Consider the following 20,782-nt stretch of genomic DNA (forward strand, 5'->3'; position numbering starts at 1 on the left):
CAATTATTGCTACTCTATTATCGTCCCGACAGGTTTTCCTTCCACTGCCAGCAGAAGGTTTTCTGGTTTAAAACCGTCTAAAACGTGCACTTTTATGCGTTTAGCCCTTAGGATTTTTATGGCTTCTGGGTCAAGGATTTGGTGGATTCCCGCCTTATGCTTGTTTTCGGCTAAAACCTTTGGGAGGTCTTCGAAGCTGAGTCGTTCCAGTTTCACGGCGTCTGGGTGCTTGCGGGGATCTTTTGTATATATGCCCTCTTGGTCTGTGGCTTTTATGAGAATATCGGCGTTTATTTGTTCAGCCACCATGGCGGCAACAGTGTCCGTTGTCATACCGGGTTTTAAGCCGCCTAAAACGGCAATTTTACCCTTTTCCAAACATTGAATAGCCTCCTCGACGCTTGTGGGAATTTTCTCGCATGCCAGCTCCCCCAAAGTTTTAGCGAACGTTTGAGCATAAAGTCTCGAAACACTTATCGCCAAGTCATCTTGATCCTTCTCTGGCAAGCCCAGCTCTCTGGCTATCTTTATGAATTCTCTTGCGAGGGCACCTCCGCCGACAACAACCGCCAACATGTGCCCTTCAGCCTTCAGCTTCTTCAAGATTTTGGCATACTTGCTTATCAGCTGGGTGTTTACAGGTGTGGCGATGACGGATCCGCCCAAACGGATGACTACCCGCATGTCCCCATGCTTCCTTTTGGTTTAGGAAAAGGACGTTTAACACTTAAAAGAATTTGTCCAGCCCATGTTTGGGTTTAGCTGTTTTTGCCTCTATTTTTTCGCCGAAAATTATACGCATGCCATCGGTAGCCGCCACCGTGGGCGTGCCAGTTTTCTCCTCGACGAGTTTGGCTTCGCGGGCTGGCCCGTGGAATATCATTTGCATGCCCAGATGCGTCAGAACAGCTTGCTCCGGGCGGGCTTCCTCCACTATTTTTATGGCGTCCTCCGTGGTCATGTGGCCCTCCCATGGCTTGCCAGCAGGCCTCATCACGCAGAGCATCAGCAGCCTCACGCCTTCATAGGGTTTGCCTATTCCCTCAAAGTATTGGGTGTCGCTGGTATAGGCGAAGTCGCCGTACTCCCTAGTCTCGAAACGGAAGCCAACAGCGTCTGGATCCGTGTGCCTTGCCTCCGTGACAGAAACCGACACTTCCGCCACTTGAAAACGAATGTTCGGAAGAGCTTCGATCACCCGCTCAACCATTTGTTGGTGATATTTCGAAATGGACTGTTCGCAGAGATCATTACCCCTCAGAACACTTTTGGAGGCGGCGAGCACTCCACGCTTTTTGGTCATGCCACTGGTCATAGCCTCTATAAGCACTTCAGCGTCCGTATAATGGTCGGGGTGGCTGTGCGAAACAAATATGGCGTTAAGCTTCTGGGGATCCAAGCCCTCGCTTATGGAGTAGACAAGCGCTCCAGGTCCGGGATCCAAGTGTAGGTTTAGGTTTTCGCCCAATATTCGTATTCCAGCAGTGCGCCGTTTCTGGGTAATGGTTGTGAACCTTCCGCCGCCTGTTCCGAGAAACACTATTTCGTAGGACGCCATGTCTCGAGCCTCTAGTTAATTGAAATCTTGTTTACGCGTCTATGTTTAGAATTCAGCAAGGAAATATTTTAATACAAAGCTTGTTTAAAGCGAGTGAGGTTGCCAGCGATGTTCGAGGAGTTTGGACTACTTGGCAACGTGCTTGTTCTCATAGCTTCATTGATCATACTTGACAGGGCAAGCGAGTTAACCATCGACAATGCAGTTAAGGTTTCAGAAATAAGCGGTTTGGGGAAAACAACAGTGGGTTTTATCCTAATAGCCTTGGTCACGACTTTGCCGGAACTAAGCGTTTCTGTTTTCGCCGCAATTTTGGGCGAAGGTGTGGACATAGCCATTGGAAACGTTTTAGGCTCCAACGTTGTGAATATCTGTCTAATATTGGGAACGGGGATTCTGATCGCCTCCTTGAAAAGTTCTGACCGATTAAAGATGTTGCCGCTTATAACAGAAGAGGAGGTCGGAACCCTTTATTTCGGCCTTTTCATAGCCTCCGTGGTTCCATTAACACTTCTCTACGTGGGATACGCAAGCAGATTGATAGGGATTCTCCTCATAGGAATATTTGCATTCTACATTTACAGACTTGCAAGCATGAGACGCATAAAAAACGAGTGTGCTCTCGGCGAGGAGAGGGCAAAATTGAAGCTTTATACTTTTTTAGCTGTTTTTGGCGCCGCTATAGTGGTGGCAAGTGCCAATTTCATAGTTGATTCCGCCGTATACCTTGCCGAGTATTTTGGCGTGCCCCAAGTTATCCTAGGCGCCACCATTGTCGCTTTCGGAACAAGTCTGCCTGAATTTGCAAACACCGTGAAATCAGCCTTCAAAGGCCATTTGGAACTGGCGTTAGGCAACATTGTTGGAAGCTGCTTCACAAACATAACTCTAATTCTCGGCTTAGCCCTCATGAGCTCGACGGAGATAAGAGAGATCACTCCATTCACAAGCCCAATATTGTTCTCGCTCATAACAAACCTTCTGCTCTGGTATTTTCTGTCCAGCGGAAGAGTTGGCTGGAGAGAAGCCCTAATGCTGCTTTTCATGTACGGAATATTCCTCGTAGTAAGCTTCGGCGGCTACAGAGCTTAAAGAGGACTTAAATAACAGTTTCAAACCAGTAGAGGCGGGGATTATGGAAAAAGCGAAAGCAAAGGCTTTGGCGCTTTTTTCCGGCGGTTTGGACAGCAGCCTCGCTATAAAAATGATTCAGGAGCAGGGCATAGCCGTCGAAGCCATAACTTTTCTTACGCCCTTCTACTCGGCTAGGGCTGGCGGCTTCAGCCTTGAAAGGGCTGCCCAGCAGTTAGGCGTGCCATTAACCGTTATGCGTCTAAGCTTGGACTATGTGCGGCAGGTTATCCGCAAACCCAAATATGGCTATGGCAAGCACATGAACCCATGCATAGACTGCCACATATACATGCTTAAAAAGGCTAAACAGTATGCACGGCAGATTGGCGCCTCCTTTATAATAACTGGTGAAGTTTTAGACGAGCGTCCCATGTCCCAGCACTGGAAAGCCCTAAAAATCGTCGAAGAAGAATCAGGCCTAAAAGGACGATTGCTGAGACCGTTGTCCGCAAAGCTTTTGCCGCCTACAGAACCCGAAAAGGCTGGAATTGTGGATAGAAGCAAGCTGCTAGACATTAGGGGTAAATCCCGCAAAAGACAGTTAGCCCTTGCAAAGGCTTATGGCATAACAGAATACCAGTCCCCAGCCGGCGGCTGCCTCCTAACCTACAAGGAGTTTGCGGCGAAACTCCGCGACTTGCTCGAACACAAAAAACGTGTCTCCATAACTGATTTAGAGCTTCTGAAAATAGGGCGCCACTTCCGCCTCGGCAAAAACAAGATTATCGTCGGAAGAAACAAGGAAGAAAACGAGGCGCTTCTAAAACTTAAGGGCAGAAACGACTATTTCTTTGAGGCGGTTGGCACAGGAAGCCCCATCACGCTTCTGCAGGGACCAAAAACAAGGCAAGCCATAGAAAAGGCGGCACAGCTAACAGCCTACTACTCAGACCAGAAGACTGGCAAAGTGCAAGTGCGCTGTGGCAGAACAAAACCAGAAAAAACCATAACAGTGGAAAGACCAAACACCCAACAAATAGAACAACTACGAATAAAAGTAAGGTAAGATATTTGTCCAACATATAGAAGTAAGTTTTACCTAAAGTTAACTCTTGAAAAGACCACAAGAAATATAGAAAAGATTATAGTATACGTAGCATAATTGTTTAGACTCGCAATGAATACAAAGAAGTATGAAAAGGAACTTCTTCCAAAAAAGACACGTCTTCTCCTTTACATAAGAGACAAAGACTTGATTGAATTATTCAGCGGGTATATCTTCGATACGAAAATTAAGTTAACAGATTTGCAGAGAGAACTTGGCTATAATAGTCCAAGCCATCTATACCAAGATCTGATGGATCTATCTCAAAGGGGATATATTGAGTACAACCCGACACAAGATAATGTCAAGATAACAGACAAGGGCAAAAAACTTACGGAGCGTTACGCATACATTAGATCCTTATGCTTAATCTTAATAATATTCAGCTTGGGTTTATTACCAATCCTCCTCTACATACCCAAATGGGTCTGGGTATATTCTGCATTATTAAGCGGGATCAGTTTGAGTTGTGGCGTCTTAATAATTGTAAATCTTTGGAAGCTAATTAAAGAGAAGATTGTCTTCTAAATTTTTAAGTAATCTTTCAAAATTTAGACCAATATTTCCCTTTACAAAATTTGAAAATCAAAAAGAAAGAGGTGAGAAGTAAAAATGCCATTAAACATAAATGTTTTCGCAAAATCGACGCTCTCGATTCTCGCCGTGGTTGTCCTTATAGCATTTTTATTAAGTATATATAACAATTCCCAAGAACTGCTAAATACAGCAAAAACACTATTTGCTTGGCTCATCATAGCTGTTGTGGCTGTCACTTTCATAATCAACCTTCCAAGAATCTTGTCTCGACTAAGCTAATACAAATTATAGCTATGACAGCTTCATGTTTAAGTTCATGGGGCTTTCAGTTTAGCAACCAACGAAAAAAGGTATTAGCGAATCAAAGCATAAAAACAAATTCTAGAGAGGGTAAGCGTTTATTGGCTTTTGCAATCCAAAAGGATGTTGGAAACCCTAGAGGGGAGGGGCTAGGGAAAATATGGCTGAAAAAGGCTCCATTTTCCAGCGTTTACCAAAAACTCTAGAGAGGGGTATCAATTTTGTGGTTTGCCACAGTCAACAAAATTGACGCTTTTATAGGTGTTTTTCGAAGATTATGGCTGTTTTTTCTGGTTTTTTGAAGCCAAACTTTTCCAAAGTGTCTGTTACTGGCTTGTGGCTGCATGTAAACCCATAGATTTTCTCGATGCCTTTTTGGTGGCAGTAAGCCAGCAGAAACCCAGCCATATCTAAAACCGCCTTGTGGCTTCCGTCTATATAGCATGTTTGAACAGCTCCACATATGCATAGTTTAATTAGCAAACGCGTCTATTTTAGGCATTAGTGATGTCAGCCGAAGCCATCCAAGCCTTCAAAAACCTCGAAAGCGAAGACTTCCGCATATTGCAGGTCATCGAAGCCGCCATGACAAAACACGAGTACGTGCCAAAAGAGGTCATCGCCAAATACTCCAAATTCAACGAGGAAGAAGTCACCTTCCGCCTCGAAAAACTACACAAGCTCCGCCTAATACGCCAGACAAAACAGCCCTACTTGGGGTATACGCTGAACTACGCGGGCTACGACTGTCTGGCGATAAACGCCTTTGTGAAAGCCGGAATCCTAGAAGCCTTCGGCAAACCACTCGGCGTGGGCAAAGAAGCCGACGTCTACGACGCTTTAACGCCGATTGGCGAGCGCATAGCCATAAAATTCCACCGCCTAGGAAGAATAAGCTTCCGCCAAACAAGACGCAAACGCGGCTGGACAACAGAAGACATGCACTGGCTACTACGCTCAAGAAAAGCTGCAGAAAAAGAATATGAAGCCTTAACACTTGTATACCCGAAAGGCGTGGCTGTTCCAAAACCCATAAGCCAAAACCGCCACGCCATAGCCATGAGCGCCATAGAAGGTGCAGAACTCGCCCAACTACGCGAAATCCCAAACCCACAGAAAGTGCTAATGGAAATTCTACACAACATCAGAAAAGCCTACCAGAAAGCCGGAATAATCCACGCAGACCTAAGCGAATACAACATCATACTAAAACCCGACATGCACATCCTCATAATCGACTGGCCACAGTATGTAACCAAAGACCAGCCTAACGCCCAGCAACTCTTGAAACGCGACATAGAAAACATAATCACCTATTTCAAGCGTAAACACCTGTTTGAAACAGACGCGCAACAAGCCTTCGAGTACGTGACAGGCAAAGGAAGAAAACCGCTACCTTTTAAGAGCATCCAAAACAATGTATAGAATGTTATTGCCACGCAGCAAAACATTCCCATAGTTGGCGACAGGCTGATCTTCACGGCACTCAGTTGCACCTTCCAAGAGAATGTTCATATGGCCATCACACTTAACCATTTTACCCCTATATTCACAGCCATTCTTCAAAACAACAGCAATATTTGCATTTAACTGCTTAACAAGAACATTCAAAGGCTTCTTACTCGGCTCCATAACAGCACCTTAAAGGCTTTGAACACTAACCATAATCCACACAAACGTTAAATATAAAAGTTTTATCCAACCAAACCAACATATACACATATACTTGTTTCCCGCGTGCGCATTTGAAATTGGGGGCTTAAACGTAAACTTTTATCTAATTTTGAGTTTTAGGTGGTTTGATTAAATAGCAAAGAACAATCAATGCTAACGCAAGAACTAAACTTAATAGGAAAGCTGGATAGTAGCTCCCATAAACATTATTCATTAAATTAAAAACATATATGCCAAGCGCAGCTCCCAAGAAATGCATAAACGTTGAAAGCCCCAAAAGTTCACCCAAAATCTTCTCACTAAATGTTTCTCCAATCCAAGCTGAAAAAATGGGCGCCATTCCAAAGAAGCTTAAGCCTAACAAGACAATAAACACATAATAGACCACCATAGACCTAACAAAAAATATAGGCAACATTAAAGATACAGCTCTAATAAAATAAAGAATTGAAAATGGTATTTTATAACCAAACTTTTTCGGCAATAGTCCTATAGATATGGTTCCAATAAACGCCATTGCAGCTATATATCCAAGCCCGTATGATGCAGCAACCTCATCTATTCCCCACTCAACACTTATTGGAACCCAAAGTTGGGCAAAAGGCATGTCTGTAAACCCGCACATAAACATGATAATAATTCCAACAATTATAAAAAAGCCCGTTTTCACAACCATCTTTATAGAAATTGCTTCATTCGATGTATTACCTAAAACCTTTGTAGAGGATGCCCTGGGTTCTTTGATGAAAAAGCTTGAAAAAGCAATTATTATTATGAAGACCGTGCCAAGCAAAAACCATGTATTTCTCCACCCGTAACTCTGAATAAGACTCTCAGCTAAAGGTGCTGTGCAAAACCAGCCGATCGGATAAGCAGATTGAAAAACACTTAAAGGTAAGCTCTTCTTTTCAGCAAACCACTTTGATATCAAAGTTGTTGAAGCAACCATACCAATGCTCTGCCAAGTAAAGCCCAACATGACCCCATAAAACAGATAAACTTGCCAAATTTCCGAAACAAAAGACAAAAGGAGTGTGCTTACACCAGCTACAGCATATCCAAATAAGATGACAACCCTAGAACCATATTTATCCGTTATCTTACCAACAATAGGCATCGAAAAACCTGTACTTAACATGCAGAGGCTCATGGCCTGGCCTAGCAAAGATATATCCCAACCTAGCTCCCTAGATATAGACATAAGCGAGACTGGGAAGGACATCTGTGCCCCTGAAGCCATAAAAAACATCGCGAAGCTTAAACTTACTACAACCCAACCACAGCTTTTGGATCGCCTCAAACTTATCGGCAAACTAAAATCTCCTGACCTAATTATGCTGATACCCATTGAAAAATATAATTTTTTTAATGCCTTAATTTTTACTCATGTGCCATGATTTTAACACATTAAAATTGGAAAGGCTCTATAACAAATTACGATGGCCTTTACTTATTATTCTATCATTTGCTCCATTTTCACTCTTACTTTTTGGAGACATAGTCTTTGCTTATGGCTTGATTGTCTATCCAATTATAGTCTTTGCAGGTTTAATCATTCATAGCGTAACAGAGAAAATTCGCTTTGGAAATAGAAAGAGCCTCAATCATATGCATAAGATTATATAAGGTGGTCTGTGTGAAGGTTAGGACTAGCGTCTTTATAGAGAGGGAAATCCTCGAGAAAGCCAAGAAATTGGGCTTAAATGTTTCACAATGCTGTGAAAACTCCTTAAGGCTTTATATAGAAGCTATTGAAGGCTCTAACAGGAAAATTACCCAAAATGAACCCTCAAAAGAGAATTCAGAGAATCCAGAAGCTTTAGAAATGAAAAGAGCATTAAATAGAGATTGGTCGGGCGGGCAGGATTTGAACCTGCGACGCTCCGGTTTCCGCAAATCACCTGTGCGCTTGGTAGGCTGAAACGGGACACCCACCATGGGCAGGTGTCTACAGCCGGAAGCTCTACCAAGCTGAGCTACCGCCCGCCCTTTCAGCTAACTCTTAAAATCGAGCAAGCTGATTTAACCGTTTCGTTCCGCCTCAAATATGGTTAACAAAGGCATTTCATTTAGCGAAGGTGAGTATCATTAAATTAGAAAAGCATCTGTTAAACCTTAATTCAAGTTAGTAAATTGCTTAATCATCTTGAAGAATCTTGAACGAAACGCGCGTTTACCTTCACGTGCCTAGGTTAGTTATCTTTCCTAATTTTTGAATCGCTGGAAGAACCACGTTACCTTTAATCATGCTTTTAATGGTGCGGATGGGAGTGCGCGTAACCATTACTGATGTATTTAACAATTTTAAACTCCATTCTAGGGCAGCCAATTTTTCTTTGATAGGAAACATGCGACTTTCCTTTTTTATCATTTTTTCACAGGAAAAATGTAGAGTGTATTGCTATTTAATATATTATTACCTTCACCCAAATATTTCAAAACCCGAAATACGAGACAACAAGCCTAGCTAGAAAACCTGGCTGAAATTATACCTTGGATTTTAATTCTCGATTCACAACATTTTTGTTGTCCAAAATTCTTGTTTAGCTCAGGTCTAAAGTTTGACCTGGAAAAATCTGCTTGAGAACGGATGGATAGCTAAGATCACCATTATCTTATGGCTGGTCAGCGCAATATTTATTTTAGTTTTAATTGAACGCATAGACTGGATCATTCACCACGATCTCTACAATTTCGGCTTACAATTCAACCATGAATGGGCTTCAGCTTACTGGACGATGGTAAAAATGATCTACGTCTTTTTAGCTGTACCAATTATTCTAAGCGCAACATACTTTGGATTGGAAATTTGGCGCCTCTTTAAGGGAAAGCACGACCATGCAAGCATAGATGAAATTGCGAGGCTTGCAAAACTAGCCAAGCCTCAACAAAAAGCCAAAACAACCACTCAACAAGATCACATGCTAATCAGTTGTCCAAAGTGCAAGCGAGTCTTCAGCAAACCATTAGTTATGCTAGACTTCAGCACAGGAAAAAGCCGGCTCATAAACGTTTGTCCCTACTGCAACTTCGTTCTAAGCTGGGGAGAAACAGAAGAGAAACCATAACCATCAACAACAGAAAACTTTGCACTCACTCCATGAGACTTTTTAGGCCTTCCTCCAGTGTTATTTTCGGTTCAAAGCCCAAAAGCCTTTTAGCCAAAGCTATGTCTGCACAGCTGTGTTTTATATCTCTTGGACGCGGCTCGGCGAAGATTGGTTTCAAGTTCAGCCTTGAAAGCTTGATAATGAGTTCGGCAAGCTCCTTTATGGTTGTTGGCTTTCCCGTGGCTATGTTAATTGTTTGACCCGTTGGAGGTTTTTCTATGGCTTTTTTTATAGATTCAGCCACGTCGGCCACATGAATAAAATCCCTTGTCTGCTGCCCGTCACCATAGATTATAGGAGGCTTTCCGTTTTTGGCATTTTCTATGAAGTTTGTTATTACCCCAGCATAGGCACCTGTCTGCCCCAGTCCATAAACGTTAAACAACCGCAATATAACATAGTTTAGGCCTTGTCCCCCATAGAATTTTACGACTTCCTCACCCATTAGTTTTGATAAGCCATATGGCGATGTGGGATTTGTTGGATGCATTTCATTTATGGGAAGGTGTTTAGGCTCGCCATAAACGGCTGCGCTGCTCACGTAAATTATGAGCTCAACATTTTTGTCTAAACAGTTTTTAGCAATGTTCGCGGTGGCTGCAACATTATTCCTAAAGTATTGTGCCGGTTTTTGAAGGGATTCTTCAACACTTATGTACGCGGCCGCATGCACAACAACCTTAACCCCAACCAAGGCATTTCTGACAGCCGTATCGTTGAGGATATTGCCTTTTATTATAGGCACACCAGCGGCCTTCAGCCTATTTATGGCTTGCTCCGAAGCCCTTTCCAAACTGTCAAGGACAACTACCTCAAAGCCATGGTTTTTCAAGACTATGGCCACGTTATGACCTATAAAGCCTGCACCACCAGTTACAAGTATCTTCATGCTACAGCCCCTCTAGCCCAGAATATATCGACAGTCGCATAGAAAAATATTAATTAGTAATATAACCACAAAGGCGAGACTGGGCGAACCAGCCCAAAACTAATAATAAGAAAGGATGCCGAACATTTCAAAGATTTTCAACAAAATCGCTATTAACAGCGCGTGCAGATAATTCCAAGCAATACCCCCAATTATTTCTAAAATAGTCTGCACATTTTCGAATTTTCCTTTCACTCAGTTTTTGTATTTGTGCTTAGGTACGCCGCCCGTATTGTTTGGACTGCAATTAGGGCGATGGCTAAACCAATAACGCCCATTAACATTCCCAGAATTATTAATCCCGTTACCAGCGAAACTATGCCAATTAATCCAGCTGCGAAGACTTTTCGACTTTTCCCTTTTTCAATAAGATTTGCGTTTATTGTGGCGGTTCTTGGCGAGGCATAATAAACTCACGCAGCGTTAAGGAGTTATGTGGAGAAACGATTTTTCTGTAGATTTTGTTTTAATTGTTTCTTTGTTTGCCGAAGCCTATGCCGTAATATAGGAAGCCTAGCCTTTCTGCTTGGATAGGGTTTATTATCCTTCTTCCGTCGATTATGGCTGGTTTTTCAGCCATTAGTGTCTTGATTTCCTGAAGGTTTAGGTTTTTGAATTCTATGTGGTCGGTTATTATGGTTAGGCAGTCTGCGCCTTTAACTGCCTCATGTAGAGAGTTTGCCTTTTTGGCTCCGAAGCTTTGGCCGCAGTGGGGGTCGTAAACGATGATAGTGGCGTTTAGGCTTATGAGTTTGTGGATGATTGGCTCGGCTGGGCTGAGTCTTGGGTGGGTGTCGGCAAGTTTTATTACTTCTGTGACGTCTACTCCGTGTTGTTCGCATATTAGGGCAAGTTGGTTTGCGAAGGCTATGTTTATGTCGCGGAATGTGTTTTCTGCGAGTTTGGCAATTTCGGCTGTTGGGGCGTCTGTTTTGAATAGTTCTGCGGCTATTTTGTGCTGTTTGACCCTACGCCTCCTATCAGTCTTGGGCTTTCAACAAACTCTTTTATGGCGTTTCCGGGCGCTATTCTTTCTGGAACGTGGGCTAAATAAAAGTCTTTTCCAACGGTTAAACAACTTGTAGCCTTTCTTAACTTTAGAATTAGACCGAAACTAAGATTCGAGCGCTTCGCAAGAAACTCTCACAGAAATTGATGAGGAGGAATCTATTCATTCTTTCGATTCAGCATTTTAATCAACGTGTATCAATGATAATAATGCAGAACATATTTTGCGTTCATTAATCTTTTTGAGTTGTTGAATTGTCATTATGAGGTTTGTTCTTTCTCGCTCATAATGTTTAAGCAATTTTTCTACGCAAGTCATTAATCTATGAGGAGTTATATTTTCAATGCTGATAACATAGTTATGTAGTCCTAATTGTTGAGATATGCCATGCGCCTTGAAATGTTGGTAGGAGATTATAATTGATGGTATTCTTGCTAAAGAGGCCATGATCACAGAGTGCATTCGTGTTCCTATGAAAATATGTAACCCGAGTTTTCCCATTATTTTGACTAATGAAGTTGGTGATTCTTCTTTTACATTCAATAAATATACTTTTTTGGGATATATAGTAGAAAGTTTGCTGTATATGATCTTGCATGGACCTAAATCGTCTTCCCCTCCCCCGATATAACTGAATGGTATTAGATAAACCTCAAATCCATCCTTCATTAAGTTGAAGGCGGTTTGTGTAATGCTGTCTATATATCTTTTATATAAGTTAGGCTGATTAAAGAGCCATTTGCGAACAGTTATTCCAACTCTAGGTTGGCTTTCAAGAACTTCACAGGTGGTTTTTGGCGACTGTAGAAAAAAGGACATATCACATGAGACAAACATGTTTGGAGCATTTACATTAAGGTTTTTTCGGACATATAAAGATGAGAGCTCTTCACGATAAGTTACGAGATTCATACGATACAGAATTATGCGTGCAACAGTGCGGCTAAGAGCATCTTCAAATGGTCCGATGCTATGACCAAGCATCACTGTTTTCTTTTTCCTTAAAAATTTTGCGTAAACTATCGGAATCGCATGTATGTAAAAGCCGAAATGAGAGTAAAGGTAATTTCCACCAACTATTATAACTAGGTGAGAATCATCTATACTGCGAAGAGTACATTTGAGTTGACTGTCAAACAATTTTAAAAGAGGCATCAACGCTAAACTCAGTATCAAAAAGAGGGGCCCGAATAATCCTTTTAAAGCAACGCGTGATGCTGTACCAAACAATACTCGTAGGGGCTGCAATGAATCTGTGATAGATGGCATTGGCAAAACTTTGATGGAATCTCCCAATTCCTTTTTGTGTTTTATAAAGCTATGGTGGTCAAAAGCCAACATCGTTATTTCTACGTTTGGCACAATCTTCTGAATTAGCTTTATGGTGGCGAGGGCAATAGCGGCGTCGCCTTTGTTATAGTAGGACCAACAGCAAGCTATTACTATTTTCATTTTACTGATTAGAAAAATTTTCTTTTGGTTCTTGAGTTTTTCTAACTTTTTCAATGGTGGCAATAAGCACGAGGACGATAATTGAGAGGTATAATGAGGTGTGGACCTGTTCAAGTTGAGGATACAATTTGACAAGATCCGAGTAAACCGTGAAGGATCGGAAAGAACCATTATACTTGAAATCAAAGATGAAAAGATACACATTTGGATAATGAATTGTAAAAGCAGTCTCTCCGTTAAAAATTAATGTACGTCCCCAATGTTCCGCTTTTTTTCTCCAAAAGCTTTCCTCCAACTGTGTTTCGCCGTGAACCGTTATTCGGGGGTCCTTAACTAAAAGGGTGCTATTGTTTGTGACATAGTATTTTGAGAGAAGTTTTTCGTTTTCAAAAATATTTAACTCAAATGGTTCATAAAAAGAGATTTTAGCGTAGGTCCCCATTGTGTATGGGGTTATTTCTATATTGGTTGCCTTTATTGAGAAGTGAATATTGGAATAGTCTTGGGCTTGTAGTTTGAGTTCAAAACCATTAATGAACATAATTGAGTTCGAGTCTATGTTTATGGAACCTTGTGCGGTAACTCGTTTAGTGTACATTTCGAAGCGTTGGTTTATGTTGTCTCGTGTCCAATTGAATGAGGGGAGTTCAGTTGTATCTTTTATCCATTTCAAAACCTCTGGTAAAATCTTGAGACTAGTTTCTTTATTATCTATTAAAGGAAACGCGTTAACGTAGATTAATTTTCCAGCGCCGTAGTTTTCTTGTATAATAAGTGGGGACACTTTTGTTTCGTTAAGCATGTAGAAAGCGGTGGCGTTATTAGTATTTAGGATGGGAACATTAATTGCGGCTGGTAGCGTTAGTGTTTGTTGTTTGTAGGCTATTGAATTTGAAGGTACACTGTTGGGTTTGAGAATAATTTCGATATCAGAAAAATAGAAGTCGTAAACTGAATTTGGTTCTCCGTTTATTCCTATGCGGATCTTGCTTATCGCTGAAAGATTCATGGAGGTTGAGGCTTCGGTGAAATTATAAAAGTTCAATTTGAACTCTTTCCATTCTCCAGCATATGTATATGGAAGGGTATAGGCTTGATAGTTATTGTTGATGTCGAACAGTACAAAACGTACAGATTGAACGGGTTTGTTACTTTTAAACTTGAAGGCTAACGCTTCTGCATTTTTTGAATTCCAAGGCTCTTGGAAAATGTAATCGATTCTTAGCCAACCGTTGATATTGGTCTGTCCAGTTACATTCATAGTTGTTTGCTCGTTTTGCATCGTGGTTTTGATTTGGCCTTCGCCTATACTAATTTTCCATGAATCAATTGGTTCAACAGGTGCAATTTTGTCTTTTCTAATTAAATTCAGCTTTTCAGCAAAGTTCCCAAGTTTATCTACATTAAAGACGATTAGCGTTGCCCCTTCATCCAGTCTTTTTGTTAGTTTCTGGCTTAACTCATTGTCAAGCGGATCGTAGGGTAACACTATTATAGGATAATAGAGGTTCGTGAAGGCACTAGGCAGGGCGACATCGTAACTGCTGTTCGTCTGGGCAAATGCGTTTAATATGGAAGTGTAAGGTGAGCCTGTTGGGGTGAGAAGTAAAACTTCCGATTCTGGTGTTGGAGGAACACCGTAGGGAAGCTCGTAGATTAATGTTTCATTAATTTTGTACACTGGATCAACAGCCTGAAGTACATTAGTGCATAGAAAAGAATCCCTATTCGACTTCAAAATGTAGTCATCAAATTCTGGAACGTACAAGAGATAATTTGCTTTTGTAAACCATGTACCAAAATAATAAGTTGCAGGATTAGATGTTAAGGCAATTGTACTTCGCATAGGGTCATAAACTCGCTTAATCCCTAAGCGGTCAAGAACGTCGGCTGATGGGGCGGTTATGCTTACAAACGTCGCAGATTGATTCATGAAGGGAGTATTTTCTCCAAGTGAAAGTGTTGCAATGCCCAAATCTTTTGTAACCGCGCGTCTGGGTTGGTTAGCCCAATAATCGACAGTGAAGGCTGTTGACATTGTTCCAGCAACGATAACTAAAGCTAAGAGAATAGCCGTTAAGAACTTTAGAGACAGCCCACGTTTTTCCATCTCGGCTTGACGAAGCCGGTCTCTAATAGAACTAAGCAAGTATAAAGCGAACATTGTCGCAATTATGGCAACAACTCCGTGCAAAAAATATCTCAATATGCGTATCTCCCAGTAATCTACAGAAACAAGGTATACTTTGGTAATAGTTATGCTTTTTCCGAAAACAAAAAGTGCACCCGCTAAGATTATGAAGGTCATAAAGTGTTTCGACATGTCTACAAGAAAGCCACACATGTTATTTTTAAGCAATAGTGCAAGAACCACGAAAATTCCCAATACACCCAACCTCATAGGGTAAGTATACCAAGGAACAAAACCAATGTCTGTGAAAATGCTTTGCAAGTTCCATAGAGTTTGTTCTTCTTGAACCCAAAGATAAAAAGATAGCATATATAGGAAAAGAATCAACATGGAAATACTAATGTGAACTGTTCGATCATGTTTGATATATGCAATGAGTTTTTTGAAAAAAGTGAATATTTTTTGTGACCCAAGCATTAACAACGTAGTCGCGATTAGATAGGTCAAAGGCAACAAGGATTCCCAAAGTCCGACAGTAAATAAGCCGGCTTTTGGCGACAAACGTATCACGATTAGTGTGGTAAATAAGCTGAGGATCAGGGCTAAGTAAACCAAAAATTTCCTAGATTGATTAATAGATCGACAAAAAAGAAGAATAACACCAAACATAAATACGAAAATTAAGGCCTCAGAAACATGCAATGCCCACGCTGTAAGAAAGGTCAATAAAGTTAACGCAAAGACAACGCATCTTTGTTTAATCGTACTGAATAAAAGGCATAACAACATAAAAAACGCGGTAAAACTAACCCAAGCTGGATTATTTCCACATATCCATAAATTTGAAAAAAGTGTGTCATTGGCTGTAATAGATGCTGTTCGGACCAAGGCATCAGTCCAGCTTTCAAATTGCATTCGGTATAATGCATAGATCCAACCAAAGCCAGAAAAGAGGGAAAAAAACACGGTAGCGATGGCGGGCATTGCATGAATTTTTTCTCCAAAAATTTTTCTTGCCATACAGTAAAACGCTAAAATGGGCATAACGTTCAGTAGATTGAATACCGAAGCAGAATTGACTAATGGAAAGCCCGAGAGGGAAAAGACGTAAGCAAGACTTACATGAAACCAGTTTAGCGGAATTCTTACTACTTCTAATCCATATCGTATTATGGAAATTGCTGTTCCTTGATGTCGCCATACGTCACCGCCGAGGTATCCATAATCTTTTAAAAATGCTAGAGCTGCTACAAAAAAAGCAATTAAAGTAATTAGTAATAGGAGGTCTATGCGAACTTTTCCGTCCCTCCGCTTTATTTCTACATTTTTCTTCAAAAGAATGTCGGAGACAAAGATGCATATTAGAAGAAGGAAGGAAATTGACAAGTAGAATACTGTAGAAATCTTTCCGAGAAACAATAATGAAATCAAACTCACAAACGGCGTGTAGAAATAGCTTAGAAGAAACGAAAAGACAAACGCATCTAAACTACGTATCGAATAACCTACGTCGATAAGTCGAAGAATAAAGTACCCTGGAAGAAAGAAAATGACTCCTATTGACGCAAGTAAAAGTATGTAGTTTTGAATTGGAATGGCACCCCACTCTTGGAAAAATATTAAAGAACGAGGCACTAAGCCTAACATATGGGCAGATAAAAGAAGAATTAATAGAACAGCATACAATATAGCAAGCAGATTGTATGTACTGATTTTATATAAAAGAGACATTTCCACACACACTGATGGAGGTTCGCCTCGAAGCGTGAAACGTGTGATAGCTACCGATAGAACACTAAGTATGAAAGCGAACGCTAAGCCAAATGCAGTCCTTGAAACATACACCAGCACAGAAAACGTTGTGATAAATGCAAGTATCTGTGCGAATACCTCAATCTTTCCTTTGAACATATCCTCACATCAAGCTAGCGCTTTCTCATACAGCTGGATTATTTTAGGACCTAAAAGAGTTATGTCGAATCTACGCACCCATTCTAGATTAAAAACTTTAACTTGAGACTTAAATTTTTCATTGTTTAATATAATAGATATTTTGGTTGCAAGGTCGTCAGGGGAGTTTGGGTCAGCCAAATAACCCCCCCTCTTATCGACAATAAGCTCAGGAATTCCGCCCAACCTTGTGGCTACCACAGGAAGCCCAAGCGCCATTGCTTCAAGTATAGCCGTTGGACAAGCATCAGGATACCTTGCTGGATGGACGAAAACATCACTTTGCGCCATTATTGCAAGTTGAATTTTTCTTGGAACAAAACCAGTGAAGATAATATTTCCAATCGGTTCCGCAAGGTCTTCTAGCTGTCTTCTTTGCGGGCCTTCCCCACCAACCACAAGGTAAATATCATCCCTAGCACTTTTGCGAAGTTTTTTAAAGGCTTTTATCAAAAAGTCAACACCCTTATTGAACGATAGGTTGCCAAAGTACGTTATAATCCTAGCACTAGAGGGAATGTTCAAATAATCCCTTAAATCAAATTTTGTTGAGTGCTTAAGCGCGGACGTTATTTCCTCAAGATCTATGAAATTGTATATTGTAACTAAATTGCCCACATTTAGGACATTTTTAATGTAACTTTTTACATAATCACTCACACATATTACATACTTAACGCTATTCAAACTTTCTTCCATTAACCTGTAGTAGCAGTAATAGTAAGGTATCATAACTGGTAGAACGCACACATGTTCAGGTTTTCCGCTTACGTCACAGATCGCACAGTTTACCACAGACTGTTTTTTGCATGGTCTTGACAGTTGCAAGACGCAGGCCGGGAATATGCCATGGACGGATGTAATAATTGGGCTTTTACATTTAGTAAACCTCAAAAAAAGTTGATGTGTTCCATGGTAGTGTACAATGTCATATTTGTCGGCGACTTCGTTAAAATATTTTACAATACTGCGCGAGAACAGAAGATATTTTGTTGTGTTATAAAGAGGAAGGCTAGTTGCCATCGGAAGAATTCTTAAAACTTTAATCTTGTGTACTCCTTCTAGATATTTATCTAATTGAGAAGTTTGACAAATATATTTAGATGAACGTGTAACCACGACAACGTCATGGGATAGCTTACTAAGGTAACATGCTAAGGTATATGTATGCCGCTCCACACCGCCCAGCGATGGAAGAAAATTATCTGTAAGTATAAGGATTTTCATTGCCATTTAATTTATGCTTGTTCTAATTGTTGGAGGATTTTTGCCATGTTTGTATTGTTTTCTCGTAGCTGAAGTTTTCTTTTCACTTGCATCTATAATGGAGTTTCATGAAACATTGCTCTTAAGAGAGGATGTAACAGTAATCTATATGATTGTAGGATTCCATAAAATCTCGCGTAAAATAGCATACTATTTCTATATTCATAGTAAAGTGTCTTCAGCATGGAATTTTTTTCACATCCGCCACAAGCTATATGCCGGTGCCAAAGTACAGATTTAGGTTGGAAGAACAATTTGTACCCTTTGCTTCTTATTCTATAATAAAAGTCGACTTCTTCTCTTGCATGTGTCCCTAAATAAAGTTTTTCATCAAACCCCCCAACGATTTTAAAAATTGTTTTTGGAATCAACGAACAAGCATGGAGAAATGGTACTTCAATAATTTTTCCAGGATCGTATCCAAAGTTGTGGTATGTCCAGCCAGTAACGTGACCTATTCTAACCACATCATTTAACCACTTATATCCTGCATCTATAAGACGAGGTCCGACTGCTCCAACTTCATGTTCTTTTTTGAGCTTAAAGTATGTGTCAATAAGGATTTTGAGCGCGTCTTTGTTTTGGAAAATTATGTCATCCTCCCCGAAAAAAATCAAATCACCTCTTGACAAAGATACGCCGAGGTTGCGGGTTGCGGGCAATCCCTTATGGTTTGCAGAACGATACAAACGAACTCTTTCATCATCCGTATACTTGGCTGCTATTTGAAAAGTATTGTCTTTAGAGGCATCGTCTATTATTATCAATTCCCAGTTTGTATAGGATTGTTTAATTAATGACTTTATAAACGTCTCTAACATGAAACTTCTATTGTAAGTTGGCAGCACAATCGACAAGGTTACCATTGGGACAAGATCGCATCGCTTCTCATTTTTAACTAATGTTAGCTTTTAAAATATGATCATACAATCGCAGTAACCTCTTTTCCATTAGGTTCCAGTTGTATTTTTGTTCGAATGCTCGCCTTCCATTTTCGCCAAGTTTCCTTCTAAGGGATGGATCATTTTTTAAACGGATAATTGCATTTCGCACTTCTTCCACATCATAATCCACGATTAAACCGCAATGAGCCTCGGCCACAACATCCCTACATACATTAGTTATTACTGGAACCCCTAGCATCATAGCCTCAAATAACTTGTTTGGACTTGCAACACGATTTATTGGAATGGAAGGATCATACAAAACGGGGATTACATCAGCTATTCTCTCTAAATTTATGACCTCCGTTGCTTCTAACAAACCGACATAGCGAACATTTGAGTTTTTAAGCAAATGAATTAATGTATAATCAAAAACCCGTCCGGCTAAGATTAGACGCACATCCCTTAAATCCTTAATAGCTTCACCGATTAAAATTAGCCCTCTATCATGCGCTATAGCCCCAGCATAGACCAGAGTCAAAACTCCAGGTTCATCAACTTCTAAAATCGGTTTATCTTCAGTTTTTTCCAATCCCTCAAAGTCAGGACAGTTCATTATAACCTCTGTATATTTAGGCAGGTATCCACCAAAGGAAGACTTACGCTCATCTGAAACCACTATCAACGCATCTGAATTTTTAGCCAAAATATCTTCAATTTTATTCACAGCAAGGTAGATAAGACGATACTTGGGTGGAATGAAAGCCATAGCAAATCTATCAAAATTATCAAAAACAAGTTTGACTGAAAATAATGTTTTGAAAAAATAACCTGGCACTAATGCGTCAAGATCGCATGCATGAATAATTTTTGGTTTATAAGTGAGCAAATTCTTAAAAGTCCACAACCAAAACAGCGGATAATATAATAAGATATGGAACTTTGAATAAGGAGCTTTCATTTTAAACCGTTTTACAGGCGCAAGTTTCTCCAGAATCTCAAAAGAACTATGTGTTCCTTCACGATCCCATCCTAAAACGAGTAGCCTATACTTTCTAGATAGAGAACGAATGATCTTCAAAACCCTCATTTCGTATAAAACGGGATTAGACCTAATTAACACAACTTCAAAATAATTTTCCAGCATCGCACACTTCGCCTCGTAAGGTTGCTATTCAAAGCTAAACCTAAAAACTCAGATAGTTTTTCTTGCAGCATAAGTGGCAATCCAGCACAAATGCTTTAAGCCCGATTTACAAAGCAAAACATCAAACGATGCAACAGCTTTAAAAATCTGGTACCTCTAAAGAAGGATACCCACTTTCCCAAAATAGGGAATATGTGAATAAATAAAAAGAAATAACCCTCGTTAACGATATTGAACCGCGCTTTGCCCAACATTTCTTTTAAAACGATCGGGACAAAGGGTCTTTCGGAACGAACATGAATATCTGTTGGAAAAAACTTACGACCGATCGCTGCAATAGGGTTAAGGGCTCCAGACTCATAAAAGATCACGCTTCCACCTTCACAAAGAACTCGTTGCATTTCTAAAATTCCTTTGCTAGGATCAGCTAGATGATGCAGAGTTGATTTACAGACAATAACATTAAAACTAGAACCTTTAAATGGAAGCCTTTGCGCATCACCAAGTACTATGCAAGCAATTCTTTTGTCAATTTTCTGCAACTCCTTGCGCGAAATGTTAATCCCTACAATCTCTTTGATGTTTTTGCTGGATTTATACACCCAAAACACTTCGCCGCCTGCACCTAATATGGCAAACGCCCGTGGAAAGTTTCGT

The 20,782-nt window shown here is 40.5% G+C and carries 20 protein-coding genes, 1 tRNA gene and 1 pseudogene; 7 read left to right on the top strand and 15 right to left on the bottom strand.

Annotated elements, in window-relative coordinates; genetic code table 11:
- Window positions 1–9 precede the first annotated feature (9 nt).
- Window positions 10–684: a UMP kinase gene (gene pyrH, locus KEJ24_02910; GenBank protein ID MBS7646773.1), complete on the bottom strand. Its 675-nt coding sequence runs from the start codon at window positions 682–684 to the stop codon at window positions 10–12.
- Between the two features lie 43 nt (window positions 685–727).
- Window positions 728–1,558: an MBL fold metallo-hydrolase gene (locus KEJ24_02915; GenBank protein MBS7646774.1), complete on the bottom strand. Its 831-nt coding sequence runs from the start codon at window positions 1,556–1,558 to the stop codon at window positions 728–730.
- 108 nt (window positions 1,559–1,666) lie between these two features.
- Between KEJ24_02915 and KEJ24_02920 the strand changes: the two genes are divergently transcribed.
- The 4 genes from KEJ24_02920 to KEJ24_02935 all read left to right on the top strand — a co-directional run bounded on the left by KEJ24_02920 (window position 1,667) and on the right by KEJ24_02935 (window position 4,553).
- Window positions 1,667–2,650, top strand: a complete 984-nt coding sequence (locus tag KEJ24_02920; GenBank protein ID MBS7646775.1) for a sodium:calcium antiporter — start codon at window positions 1,667–1,669, stop codon at window positions 2,648–2,650.
- 43 nt (window positions 2,651–2,693) lie between these two features.
- Window positions 2,694–3,698, top strand: a complete 1,005-nt coding sequence (locus KEJ24_02925) for a tRNA 4-thiouridine(8) synthase ThiI (GenBank protein ID MBS7646776.1) — start codon at window positions 2,694–2,696, stop codon at window positions 3,696–3,698.
- A 111-nt stretch (window positions 3,699–3,809) separates the two neighbouring features.
- A complete protein-coding gene (locus KEJ24_02930) occupies window positions 3,810–4,265 on the top strand; it encodes a hypothetical protein (GenBank protein MBS7646777.1) in 456 nt (151 codons plus the stop codon).
- An 84-nt stretch (window positions 4,266–4,349) separates the two neighbouring features.
- On the top strand, window positions 4,350–4,553 hold the full coding sequence (locus KEJ24_02935; protein MBS7646778.1) for a hypothetical protein: 204 nt from the start codon (window positions 4,350–4,352) through the stop codon (window positions 4,551–4,553).
- Between the two features lie 276 nt (window positions 4,554–4,829).
- Here KEJ24_02935 and KEJ24_02940 read toward each other — a convergent pair whose 3' ends face one another.
- Window positions 4,830–5,057, bottom strand: coding sequence for a hypothetical protein (locus tag KEJ24_02940; protein ID MBS7646779.1), 228 nt, complete (start codon window positions 5,055–5,057; stop codon window positions 4,830–4,832).
- Window positions 5,058–5,081: 24 nt separating this feature from the next.
- On the opposite strand from KEJ24_02940, the gene KEJ24_02945 reads away from it, so the two are divergent.
- The gene (locus KEJ24_02945; GenBank protein MBS7646780.1) at window positions 5,082–5,999 is read left to right on the top strand and encodes a serine/threonine protein kinase; all 918 of its coding nucleotides are present in this window, start codon (window positions 5,082–5,084) and stop codon (window positions 5,997–5,999) included.
- On the opposite strand, the gene KEJ24_02950 is transcribed toward KEJ24_02945, so the two are convergent.
- Together KEJ24_02950 and KEJ24_02955 are read right to left on the bottom strand one after the other, a co-directional pair.
- Entirely contained in the window at window positions 5,967–6,206 is a 240-nt protein-coding gene (locus tag KEJ24_02950; protein ID MBS7646781.1) for a ribonucleoprotein, read from the bottom strand. The two genes, KEJ24_02945 and KEJ24_02950, sit on opposite strands and share 33 nt — an antisense overlap.
- A gap of 145 nt (window positions 6,207–6,351) precedes the next feature.
- Window positions 6,352–7,488, bottom strand: coding sequence for an MFS transporter (locus KEJ24_02955; GenBank protein ID MBS7646782.1), 1,137 nt, complete (start codon window positions 7,486–7,488; stop codon window positions 6,352–6,354).
- 342 nt (window positions 7,489–7,830) lie between these two features.
- Between KEJ24_02955 and KEJ24_02960 the strand changes: the two are divergent.
- Window positions 7,831–8,028: pseudogene (locus tag KEJ24_02960) on the top strand (type II toxin-antitoxin system CcdA family antitoxin).
- A gap of 69 nt (window positions 8,029–8,097) precedes the next feature.
- Here the strand turns inward: KEJ24_02960 and KEJ24_02965 are convergent.
- A tRNA-Tyr gene (locus tag KEJ24_02965) sits at window positions 8,098–8,234 on the bottom strand.
- A 575-nt stretch (window positions 8,235–8,809) separates the two neighbouring features.
- Between KEJ24_02965 and KEJ24_02970 the strand changes: the two genes are divergently transcribed.
- Window positions 8,810–9,316, top strand: a complete 507-nt coding sequence (locus KEJ24_02970; GenBank protein ID MBS7646783.1) for a hypothetical protein — start codon at window positions 8,810–8,812, stop codon at window positions 9,314–9,316.
- Window positions 9,317–9,341: 25 nt separating this feature from the next.
- Here the strand turns inward: KEJ24_02970 and KEJ24_02975 are convergent, their stop codons facing one another.
- From KEJ24_02975 to KEJ24_03015, 9 genes are all read right to left on the bottom strand, one after another.
- A complete protein-coding gene (locus KEJ24_02975; protein ID MBS7646784.1) occupies window positions 9,342–10,247 on the bottom strand; it encodes an NAD-dependent epimerase/dehydratase family protein in 906 nt (301 codons plus the stop codon).
- 505 nt (window positions 10,248–10,752) lie between these two features.
- The gene (locus KEJ24_02980) at window positions 10,753–11,238 is read right to left on the bottom strand and encodes a hypothetical protein (protein ID MBS7646785.1); all 486 of its coding nucleotides are present in this window, start codon (window positions 11,236–11,238) and stop codon (window positions 10,753–10,755) included.
- Window positions 11,235–11,390 carry a hypothetical protein gene (locus KEJ24_02985; protein MBS7646786.1) on the bottom strand — a complete coding sequence of 52 codons (156 nt, stop codon included), beginning with the start codon at window positions 11,388–11,390 and terminating at the stop codon, window positions 11,235–11,237. Before KEJ24_02985 ends, KEJ24_02980 begins: the two co-directional genes overlap by 4 nt.
- An 88-nt stretch (window positions 11,391–11,478) precedes the next feature.
- Window positions 11,479–12,801: a polysaccharide pyruvyl transferase family protein gene (locus tag KEJ24_02990; GenBank protein MBS7646787.1), complete on the bottom strand. Its 1,323-nt coding sequence runs from the start codon at window positions 12,799–12,801 to the stop codon at window positions 11,479–11,481.
- On the bottom strand, window positions 12,749–15,133 hold the full coding sequence (locus tag KEJ24_02995; protein MBS7646788.1) for a hypothetical protein: 2,385 nt from the start codon (window positions 15,131–15,133) through the stop codon (window positions 12,749–12,751). Before KEJ24_02995 ends, KEJ24_02990 begins: the two co-directional genes overlap by 53 nt.
- A 1,665-nt stretch (window positions 15,134–16,798) precedes the next feature.
- A complete protein-coding gene (locus KEJ24_03000; GenBank protein MBS7646789.1) occupies window positions 16,799–18,061 on the bottom strand; it encodes a glycosyltransferase family 4 protein in 1,263 nt (420 codons plus the stop codon).
- A gap of 86 nt (window positions 18,062–18,147) precedes the next feature.
- Window positions 18,148–18,951: a glycosyltransferase gene (locus KEJ24_03005; GenBank protein MBS7646790.1), complete on the bottom strand. Its 804-nt coding sequence runs from the start codon at window positions 18,949–18,951 to the stop codon at window positions 18,148–18,150.
- A 37-nt stretch (window positions 18,952–18,988) separates the two neighbouring features.
- Window positions 18,989–20,125 carry a glycosyltransferase gene (locus tag KEJ24_03010; GenBank protein MBS7646791.1) on the bottom strand — a complete coding sequence of 379 codons (1,137 nt, stop codon included), beginning with the start codon at window positions 20,123–20,125 and terminating at the stop codon, window positions 18,989–18,991.
- A gap of 95 nt (window positions 20,126–20,220) precedes the next feature.
- Window positions 20,221–20,736, bottom strand: coding sequence for a class I SAM-dependent methyltransferase (locus tag KEJ24_03015; GenBank protein ID MBS7646792.1), 516 nt, complete (start codon window positions 20,734–20,736; stop codon window positions 20,221–20,223).
- Window positions 20,737–20,782: the final 46 nt, after the last annotated feature.

The sequence above is a fragment of the Candidatus Bathyarchaeota archaeon genome, from assembly GCA_018396705.1.
In the GTDB taxonomy this organism is placed as follows: Archaea; Thermoproteota; Bathyarchaeia; order Bathyarchaeales; family Bathycorpusculaceae; genus DRVP01.